This window comes from Aquidulcibacter sp., from assembly GCF_049239865.1.
In the GTDB taxonomy this organism is placed as follows: domain Bacteria; phylum Pseudomonadota; class Alphaproteobacteria; order Caulobacterales; family Aquidulcibacteraceae; genus Aquidulcibacter.
This window is the reverse complement of sequence record NZ_JBMLTR010000102.1, coordinates 19,674-29,833: the sequence shown is the minus strand read 5'-3', so window position 1 is coordinate 29,833 and position 10,160 is coordinate 19,674. Positions and strand designations below refer to the sequence as shown.

The window sequence follows — 10,160 nt, the reverse complement described above, 5'->3', positions numbered from 1 at the left end:
GGGTGTTGCGGGGCGAATTTGTGCTGCCGATCTGGATCTATTTTGGTGCAACCTAGGTTTCACCAAAATAGATCATCGAGCTTGCCCGCGACATCTGGGTCGTCAAGTGCGCAGCTTTGCTGCGTCGCTAAGCGATCCGTTTTCAAAGAAAACGGACACTTGACTACCCAGAGGTCGCAAGAACAATGGAGTTAGCGGTTTGGTGAGACAGAAGGTTCACCAAAACGCTTCTAGATAGAAACCCCACCAAAAGGACCGCGCAGCACAAGCTGCGCCTGCCGCCGCGATGACAAGCGCAACTTTTGTTGCGCGCTCCTTTACCCCCACCTGTCATCCCCGCCGCAGCGAAGTGGAGAGCGGGGACCTCACTGAGTTTGCGGAACAAGGTCCCGGATCGGCTAACGCCGTCCGGGATGACAAATTATGCGGCGGAACCGTCCATTCAGCCCGTTTAAGCCGCAGCCGATACCCGACCCAAAGCGCACTGTTGCCACAAGTCGGACAAGGCCGTCACCAGACGCTCGATATCAGCGTCGCTATGCAAAGGCGATGGCGTAATGCGCAGTCGCTCAGTGCCGCGAGGAACGGTCGGATAATTGATCGGTTGGATATAGATGCCAGAGCGTTCCAACAGCCAATCGCTGATCATTTTGCATTTCACAGGATCGCCCACCATCACCGGAATGATGTGGCTGTCATTGGCCATGCAGGGAATGCCAACGGCTTCCAAACGACGGCGCACCAACGCGACGCGGTCTTGATGACGCTCACGCTCTGCCGCGCTCGCCTTCAAGTGACGGATGCTGGCGCAAGCACCGGCGGCGACCGATGGTGGCAATGCGGTTGTAAAAATGAAGCCCGAGGCAAAGCTGCGAATGAAGTCGCAGAGCGCCGTGGATGCTGCGACATAGCCGCCGAACACGCCAAAAGCTTTGCCCAATGTGCCTTCAATCACGGTCAGGCGGTCCATCAAGCCTTCCCGCTCGGCCACGCCACCGCCGCGTGGGCCGTAGAGGCCGACGCCATGGACTTCGTCCAGATAGGTCATGGCGCCATATTTTTCTGCCACATCGCAGATCGCGGCGATTGGGGCGATATCGCCATCCATCGAATAGACTGATTCAAACGCGACCAGCTTTGGCTGTTCTGGCGGCAGGCTGGCCAGAACGCGCTCTAGGTCTTCGGTGTCATTATGCTTGAAGATACGCACTTCGGCACGGCTATGGCGAATGCCTTCAATCATCGAGGCGTGATTGCCTTCATCGGAAACAACGACGCAATTGGGGATTTTGCTTGCCAAGGTGCTCAGGGCCGCCCAGTTCGACACATAGCCAGACGTGAACAAAAGGGCTGCTTCCTTGCCATGCAAGTCCGCCAGCTCTTGCTCGAGCAAGATGTGATAATGATTGGTGCCCGAGATGTTGCGCGTGCCACCGGCACCGGCACCACAGCGATCAATCGCTTCATGCATGGCGGCCAGAACTTTAGGATGTTGGCCCATGCCGAGATAATCGTTCGAACACCAAACCGTCACTTCATGGACACCGCCATCAGCATGACGCGTCGCGCGCGGGAATTGACCCGCATGACGCTCAAGGTCTGCAAAAACGCGATAGCGACCCTCGGCGCGAAGCGCGTCCAGTTGGCTGTTGAAATAGGCTTGGTAGTCCATGTTATTTCCCCTCCCGACAGCCTGGCGGTGCTTTCACCACCACCAAGCCGTTTTGTTATCTGTTTGGCAAGCGACTTACCAAACGGGTTGCAGCCGAACGTTGCTGGGTAGCTCATTCGAAAGTGTTGGTAGCAGATAGAGACTGACGAAGGTTGCAGCGACTTGCGCGCTCCACCCCAGTCGTTTTAGGCCGTTCATGATGCCGCCTTCTGCTTTGGCAGCCTCAATCTTGTCTGACAGAATGCGCAGGCGCTCAAAGCCCGCGCGGAATGTTGGATTGTCGCTGTCCAGCATGACTGGGAAGACCTGCTTGGAGATCTCGGTCGTCAGCGAAAACACCTGATAATCATAATCGGTTGGGTTGACCCCCAAGGCCTTGTGGAAGGCCGGACGGGCGTGGTCGCGCACATACATGGTGGCATAGACCGACAAGAGGAAGAAGCGGATCCAGAGCTTATTGGCACCCTGCAACAAAGTCGGGTCAGCGCGCATGATCAAAGCAAAGGCTTCGCCATGGCTGAACTCATCATTGCACCATTCCTTGAACCAGTTAAAAATCGGATGGAATTTGTGCTCTGGATTGCGCTCTAATTGCCGGAAGATGGTGATATAGCGCGCATAGCCAATCTTCTCCGACAGATAGACTGCATAGAAGATAAATTTCGGCTTGAAGAAGGTATATTTCTTGGTCTTTGTCAAAAAGCCCAAGTCCACGCCAATGCCAAAATCCTTCAGACTTTCATTGATAAAGCCTGCATGGCGCGATTCATCGCGGGCCATATATTTGAACAGCGCCTTGATGTCTGGATTAGACACGCGCTTGACGATCTCGGCATAGAGCACACAGCCCGAGAATTCAGACGTGATCGAGCTGACCAAAAAGTCCACAAACTCGCGGCGTAATTCAGGGTCGAGATCGTCGAGGCGATTGTCGAACGCGGCGTCGCGCTTAAAGTGACCACGGCGCGGATCGGCCGCCATAGCCGACAGCATTTGGTCCCATTCTTCGCGAACCAAGGATACGTCGATCTTGTCCATCGCCGCATAATCGGTGGTGTAAAAGCGCGGGCTCAGGATCGTGTCGGTCTTGGCCAGTTGGGTGGTGTCGAGATAGGAATCGTCAAAAGTGGCTGCGGTCATGGCAGTTTCCCCGGTGTGAAGCTGACTTCATAGAGCTCGAAAAGCTCAAAATAAGAGGCGACTTTGATCCAAAGTCTTTCAAGGGCTGTCGCACGGATAATCTTGACACCCCGATGGAGCGTGCAGGATTCGCCAAACGACAGCCGGATCGGGGGTCCTTGGACTATCATCTTGTCGCCCGGTCCGAGGATGGAGTCATCGTCCAGAGAGACATGGGCATGGAGGCTATTCTCATCATGCTGAATCTCAATGGTACAAGTTGTCACATGCGTGGCCCGCTTGAGCACATCTGGCCATTGCAAGGTCCAGAATTCAGGTTGTTGGTGAAAGAGATAGGAATTGCTCATGACCGGACCAGCTCCATCGCTTGCGAAGTGTAAAAGCCGCTGACGACACGCGTTGTGCGACCGATTGTCCAGCCTACCATACGCGGGTCAGAAGCCACCGCCTTGCGTAAGAACGCCTCGCTGACAGGCTCAATCGCCGGAGCGCGATCAGAGCGCGGGAACAAAAGCCCCACGGTGTGCATGAGGGTCAGAAGCGGGGTCTTGGGCGCAAAGGTAAAGACGATCGAGCCACGGCATCTGGCCGCCAAGGACGATAGGGCCGTCATAATTTCATCGCGCGGGTAATGGATCAAGGAATCCATTGAAACGATATGATCATAGGTGCCATGGGCTGGGTCGAGCATATCGCCGACGCGGAACTCAATCGCGCCAGGAGCGGGATCGATAGGAGCGCGCTCACCCGCCACCGAAACCAAGCTGGCGGCGACATCTACAGCTACCACATTCGCCCCGCGATGAGCCGCGATGACGGCCAAAGCACCGGTGCCGCACCCTGCATCTAAGATACGCTTGGCGGTCAAAGACTCTGGCAACCAAGAAACCAGAATCTCACGCATTTGATCGCGACCAGCCCTCACGGTTGCGCGGATTTTGCTGACGGGTGCCGTTGAGGTCAGCTGTGCCCACGTGTCCGACGCCGTGCGATCAAAATAGGTCTCAAGGCGTTGGCGGCGCTCAACATAGGTGGTGGTCAACATGTCGAAAGCTCCCGATCAATCAAAGCCAAGGAAGTCAAAGATGTCGCGGTCTTTCATCGGCTCGGCTTTCAGCTCTTTCGTGCCAACCCACAACGAGGCAGCCAGACGAAGATACTCATTCTGCACTGCCTCGAGCTCGGGGGAGGGCTCCATTTCAAACAAAGTCGACTTCTTCAGACGCGAGCGGCGAATAACGTCGAGGTCTGGGAAGTGCGCAACCCGCTCTAGGCCGCAAGCCGCATTAAAGCGGTCGATCTCGTCAGTGTCCTTGCTGCGATTGGCAATGACGCCGCCTAAGCGCACGTCATAATTTTTCGACTTCGCTTTAATGGCCGCCAAAATCCGATTCATGGCGAAGATGGAGTCAAAATCATTGGCGGTGACGATCAAGGCGCGCTCAGCATGTTGCAAAGGGGCAGCAAAGCCACCGCACACCACGTCGCCCAGCACGTCGAAGATCACCACATCGGTGTCTTCCAACAAATGGTGCTCTTTCAGGAGCTTCACCGTTTGCCCGACGACATAACCACCGCAGCCGGTGCCGGCTGGCGGACCGCCAGCTTCAACGCACATCACGCCATTATAGCCTTCATAGACATAATCTTCCGGGCGCAATTCTTCGCTGTGGAAATCAACGCTTTCCAGGACATCGATGACGGTCGGCACAAGCCGCTTGGTCAAGGTAAAGGTGCTGTCATGCTTGGGGTCGCAGCCGATTTGAAGCACGCGCTTACCCAGCTTGGAGAAGGCCGCCGACAAATTGGAGGAAGTGGTGCTCTTGCCAATTCCGCCCTTGCCATAAATGGCAAAGACCTTTGCTTTGCCAATCTGCAAATTGGGATCCAGCTCTACTTGAACGCTGCCTTCACCGTCACCGCGCAATGAAGGCGCGCGCGTGATCGGGGTCGCTCTGGGTTTCAGGCCGCGGGGTAGGTCTAATAGAGCCATGGGTTCTTCTCCTAGGTCAGGCAGCGGCGGCTGCGATGCCTTCCAAATTGTCTTCAAGTTCATCACTGGCATTGCGGAGCGCTTCCAAAGTCGCGCTGTCGGGCTGCCAATAATTGCGGGCGTGGGCTTCCAAGAGGCGGTTAGCCATCCGGGCGGAAGCTTTCGGGTTGAGGGCGGCCATGCGTTGGCGCATGGCGTCATCGAGCACATAGGTCTCGCTGATTTTTTGATAGACCCAAGGCTGGACCTGACCGGTCGTGGCCGACCAGCCCATGGTGTTGGTCACTTGGGCTTCGATTTGGCGCACGCCTTCATAGCCATGCGACAACAGGCCTTCATACCAGCGTGGGTTCAGCATGCGGGTATGGGTTTCAAAGGTAACTTGCTCAGCCAAAGTGCGGATCTTGCCATCGCCTTGGGTTTGGTCGGAAATATAGACAGGCACATCCACGCCGCGGGCGCGCTTCACCGCTTTGGTGATCCCACCCAAAGTATCGACATAATGGTCAATCGTGGTGACGCCGAGCTCTACCGAGTCGAGGCCTTGATAGGTGAGATCGACCGTCTTTAAGATGCCTTCCAACACAGCCGACTGGCGCATCGGTGGGCCCTTGCGGCCATAGGCAAAGCATTTGCGGCTTTGATAGGCCTCGGCCAATTCATTTTCATCTGTCCAGCAGCTGGCATCAATCATCTGATTGACATTGGCACCATAGGCCCCGTCGGCATTGGTGAAGACGCGCAGGGAGGCAGTCTCCAGATCGCAGCCACTTTGCGCTTGTTGGGCCAAAGCATGCTTGCGGACAAAGTTCATGTCGTCAGGCTCATCCGCGCTGGCGGCGAGCCAAGCGGCCTCAGCCAGCATGCGGGTTTGCAAAGCCAAAAGATCGCGGAAAATCCCGGACAAGGTCATCACGACATCGATGCGAGGCCGGCCAAGCTCTTCCAGCGGAATAAGCTCTGCCCCACATAGGCGTCCATAACTATCAAACCGTGGCCGCGTGCCCATCAGATAGAGCGCTTGCGAAATCGTGCTGCCTTCGCTCTTCAGATTGTCCGAGCCCCAGAGCACCATAGCGATGGTTTCTGGGAAGGCACCGGTTTCATCCATATGCCGGTCGAGCAGCTTGCGGGCCTGCCGTGCGCCATCATGGCTGGCAAAGGCACTTGGCAGACGGAACGGGTCAAAGCCATGCAGATTGCGCCCGGTTGGCAGAACCGCTGGCGTGCGAACCAAATCGCCACCCGGTGCAGGGCGGATATAGCCACCATCAAGGGCATGGATCAGGGCTGACAGCTCATGGTCCGTCTCCATCAACACATTGCTTTCAGCCAAAGCTTCCAAGCGTTCGATCAGGGTACGGTTCGATTTCAGTCCACCGGCCTCGATAGCGTCGGAAGGGCTTCCGCCCTCGACCAAAGCCTCGATCACCGAACGGGGCAAAGCGGTTTCGGGGACGCCATTGGCCATCGCCAGTAACAAGTCGATCCGCTCTGCCTTTGAGGGGGCTTGGCCGATGACGTGCAGGCCTTCTGGGATCAGCGCATCATTCAATTCGCTAACGCGGGCCTGCAACGTCTCCATCTCAACCGCACAAGGGCCGTGCCACACGGGGGTGGCAGGGGCGAGGTCTAGGGCCGCAGCTTGGCTCTGGATCAGTTCGATCAGGCTGTCGCGATCAACGCTGTCACCATTTTTGGCCCCATGCCAACGACCGATGCTTTCACGCAAATCCTGCAGGCCTTTGTAGAGGCCAGCTTGCACAATCGGCGGGGTCAAATAACTGATCAAGGTCGCGCCGCCGCGACGTTTGGCCAAAGCGCCTTCCGAAGGATTATTGGCGGCATAGAGATAATAGTTTGGAATGTCGCCGATTAAGCGCTCTGGCCAGCAGTCTCCAGTCAAGCCCACTTGCTTGCCGGGCATGAATTCCAACGCGCCATGGGTGCCAAAATGCAGGAGGGCCGAGGCCTTAAAGTCTTCGCGCAGATAGCGATAGAAGGCCGAAAACGCGTGGGTGGGCGAGAAGCCCGCTTCAAACAACAGGCGCATCGGATCGCCCTCATAGCCAAAGCCTGGCTGGAGGCCGACAAAGACGCGACCAAATTGCGCGCCCAGAATGAAGATCGAGCGGCCATCACTGAGTTGGCGACCGGGCGCTGGGCCCCATTGCGCTTCAATCTGACCCAAATGACGTTCGCGGCGCACATGGTCGTCCACCGAGATACGGGTGTGGACATTAGCATCGGTGCCAAAACGGGCAGAATTTCCGATCAGGAGCTGGTCGCGCAGGGCGTCCACCGACTCTGGCAAGACCACATCATAGCCTTCGGCCTTCAATGTGGTCAGCGTATTAAACAAGGACGCGAAAACGGCGAGATAGGCGGCAGAGCCAACCGATCCGGAGTTCGGTGGGAAGTTAAAGAGGACGATGCCCAAATTGCGCTCTGCCCGCTCTGTCCGGCGAAGCTTGACCATTTTGGCGACGCGATCAGCTAAAGTCTCGGCGCGCTCGGGGCACACCCGCATACGCGGTGGACCTTTTTCTTCGTCAAACGTGCAGCCATGGCTACAGCCGCTGCAGGCAACGCCCGAACCATCCGAACGGCCGCCATAGACGATGGGGGCGGTTGCGCCGTCCAGTTCTGGGATGGCGACCATGATGGTGGATTCAACCGGCGACAGGCCCATGTGCGAGCCGCCCCAGCCTTGCAAAGTCTGAAACTCCAGCGGCTGGGCGGAGACATAGGGCACATCCAGCTCTGCCAACACTTTTTCGGCCGCGACCGCATCATTGTAAGCAGGGCCACCGACGAGCGAGAAGCCAGAAAGCGAAACAATCGCGTCCACCGTAACGCGGCCATCGCGCATAAAGAACTTCTCAATGGCGGGCCGAGAATCGAGGCCACTCGCAAAAGCTGGAATGGCGCGAAGACCGCGCGCCTCTAAAGCTTCGATCACGCCTGCATAATGACCAGCATCGTCGGACAAGACATAAGAGCGCAACAAGAGGACGCCGACGGTGCCCTTATAGTCCCGGCGCAGCTCTGGCAAAGCCGACAAGCTTTCGCAGATGCGTTGTTCGGCTTGAGGGTGAAACAGACCAACTTCGGGATAATCGATCGGGGCTGCAGCGTTCATTGCGCCGCGCAATTCCTTGCGTTCGCCATTGGCATAGCGGCCAATCAGATTGCGAACCATGGAGACGACATTTTCTTGCGAGCCCGACAGCCAATATTGCATGGTCAGGAAATAATGACGCAGGTCTTGGGCGGGGCCGGGAATATATTTCAACAATTTAGGCAAGCGGCGCAGCATGGCCATTTGGCCAGCACCAGAGCTTGCGCCCGACTTCGTCTTATTGCCGCGCAAGCGCTTCAACATCGCCAGCGGGCCCTTGTCAGAACCATCCATGCTGAAATTGCCCAGCTTGGTCATTTTCACAACTTCGCCGGCCGACATAATGCCGATCATGGCATCACAATGATCCCGGCGCGCCATCAGTGCTGGCAAGACTGCTTGAATGTGCTCGTCGATGAACATCATGGAGACGAGGATGATGTCGCCTTTAGCGATATCGCGATGGCAGGCTTCCAGCGCGCCGGGCTTTTCAGCCCAATCGGTGGCTGCGTGCATGTCGACCCGAATGCCGGGATTCTCAGCGGACAAAGCGTCGGAAGCGCGTTGCACCAAGGTGCGCAGATGATTGTCGAGCGTGACGACGACCACCCGTACCGGTGTGCCCCCATCCTGTGGGCGCGAGCTAGGGCCGTCTTCAGCGTGCGAAGTGGCTTTTGGCATCGTAAAGCGCCTCAATCGAGATGGTCTCTAGGCCCTGTTCGGCGGCGTAACGCTCGGTGTTGCGCTTGGCCTTGCCACGGACAAAGAAGGGGATTTTCGACAGTTCTTTGCTGGCTTCTGGGCTCCAATTCACGACAGTGATGGTTTCTTGGGTCGTCGCTTGTGCCGCCATAGGGACGAAATCAGGCTCTGGCACTGGCTGGGCAGCAGCCTCGTTCTTGGCATGACCACCGAGATGGGAAGGCCCTGCCGCATCATTGAACTCAAAGTCCTCACGGAACATGGTCAACAAATGCTCTTCCAAGCCCATCACCAAAGGATGGACCCAGGTGTCGAACAGCACATTCGCGCCTTCAAAGCCCATCACGGGGGCATAGCGGGCGGGGAAGTCTTGTACGTGAACGGGTGCGGAAATCACGGCGCAAGGAACGCCGAGGCGCTTGGCGATGTGACGTTCCATTTGCGTGCCCAAAACCAGTTCGGGCTGGAGCGCGGCAATGGTTTCTTCGACCAGCAAATAATCGTCGGTGATCAAGGCTTCGACGCCCATCTCTGCCGCGCAGGCCCGCACATCGCGCGCGAACTCACGATTATAGCAACCAAGGCCAACCACTTCGAAGCCAAGCTCTTCCTTGGCGACACGGGCTGCTGCCATGGCATGGGTGGCGTCGCCAAACACGAAAACGCGCTTGCCAGTCAGATAATTGGAATCCACCGAACGCGACCACCAAGGCATGTGCGAGCCGTGTTGAGCCAAGACAGGCTCCGGGTCGACACCAGCCAAAGCGGCCACTTCACGGACAAACTCGCAAGTGGCTTGGAAGCCCATTGGAATGGTGCGAACGGCCTTTTGGCCATATTGGCGCTCTAGCCAACGCGCGGCGGTGTCGGCAATCTCGGGATAGAGCACGACATTGAAGTCGGCCTGCGGCAAGCGGCGAATGTCGTCTGCCGTAGCGCCCATCGGGGCGGCGACATTGATTTCAATCCCCATTTGATTGAGCAAGCGGGTGATCTCAATCACGTCATCACGGTGGCGGAACCCTAACGCCGTTGCGCCCAAAATATTGCAGCTTGGCTTTGCGCCCTCAGCCTTAGGAGCAGGCGCTTCAGTCGCGAGGCCCCGGACGATTTGATAAAAGGTCTCAGCCGCGCCCCAATTTTCCTTCTTTTGATAGGAAGGCAATTCCAGCGTGATGGTGGGGACGGGCAAGTTCAGCGCGCGCGCCAAGCCGCCTGGATCATCCTGAATCAGTTCTGCGGTGCAAGATGCGCCTACCAGCATGAGGTCTGGATCAAAGCGCTCAAACGCATCGCGCGCGGCAGTCTTGAAGATTTCAGCGGTATCGGTGCCAAGGTCGCGGGCTTGGAAGGTGGTGTAAGTCACGGGAGGCCGCGCGCCGCGACGCTCAATCATCGTGAACAATAGGTCGGCATAGGTATCGCCTTGCGGCGCATGCAGGACAAAGTGGACACCCTTCATCGCGGTTGCGATGCGCATCGCCCCAACGTGGGGAGGGCCTTCATATGTCCAGACCGTCAACTGCATGACC

General features: G+C 57.2%; 7 protein-coding genes. All 7 read right to left on the bottom strand.

Annotated elements, in window-relative coordinates; translation table 11 throughout:
* Positions 1 to 451: 451 nt before the first annotated feature.
* Positions 452 to 1,672, bottom strand: a complete 1,221-nt coding sequence (gene hemA, locus ACOVRA_RS07490) for a 5-aminolevulinate synthase (RefSeq protein WP_290804663.1) — start codon at positions 1,670 to 1,672, stop codon at positions 452 to 454.
* Positions 1,673 to 1,747: 75 nt separating this feature from the next.
* Positions 1,748 to 2,812, bottom strand: coding sequence for a magnesium-protoporphyrin IX monomethyl ester (oxidative) cyclase (gene acsF / locus ACOVRA_RS07485; RefSeq protein WP_421719743.1), 1,065 nt, complete (start codon positions 2,810 to 2,812; stop codon positions 1,748 to 1,750).
* Positions 2,809 to 3,159, bottom strand: a complete 351-nt coding sequence (locus ACOVRA_RS07480) for a hypothetical protein (protein ID WP_290804669.1) — start codon at positions 3,157 to 3,159, stop codon at positions 2,809 to 2,811. Before ACOVRA_RS07480 ends, acsF begins: the two co-directional genes overlap by 4 nt.
* Entirely contained in the window at positions 3,156 to 3,857 is a 702-nt protein-coding gene (bchM, locus tag ACOVRA_RS07475) for a magnesium protoporphyrin IX methyltransferase (protein ID WP_421719742.1), read from the bottom strand. Before bchM ends, ACOVRA_RS07480 begins: the two co-directional genes overlap by 4 nt.
* 15 nt (positions 3,858 to 3,872) lie before the next feature.
* On the bottom strand, positions 3,873 to 4,805 hold the full coding sequence (gene bchL, locus ACOVRA_RS07470) for a ferredoxin:protochlorophyllide reductase (ATP-dependent) iron-sulfur ATP-binding protein (protein ID WP_290804675.1): 933 nt from the start codon (positions 4,803 to 4,805) through the stop codon (positions 3,873 to 3,875).
* Positions 4,806 to 4,821: 16 nt separating this feature from the next.
* Positions 4,822 to 8,607 (bottom strand): magnesium chelatase subunit H, encoded by a 3,786-nt coding sequence (locus tag ACOVRA_RS07465; RefSeq protein ID WP_421719741.1) that lies wholly within the window; start codon positions 8,605 to 8,607, stop codon positions 4,822 to 4,824.
* The gene (gene bchB, locus ACOVRA_RS07460; RefSeq protein WP_421719740.1) at positions 8,582 to 10,156 is read right to left on the bottom strand and encodes a ferredoxin:protochlorophyllide reductase (ATP-dependent) subunit B; all 1,575 of its coding nucleotides are present in this window, start codon (positions 10,154 to 10,156) and stop codon (positions 8,582 to 8,584) included. Before bchB ends, ACOVRA_RS07465 begins: the two co-directional genes overlap by 26 nt.
* Positions 10,157 to 10,160: the final 4 nt, after the last annotated feature.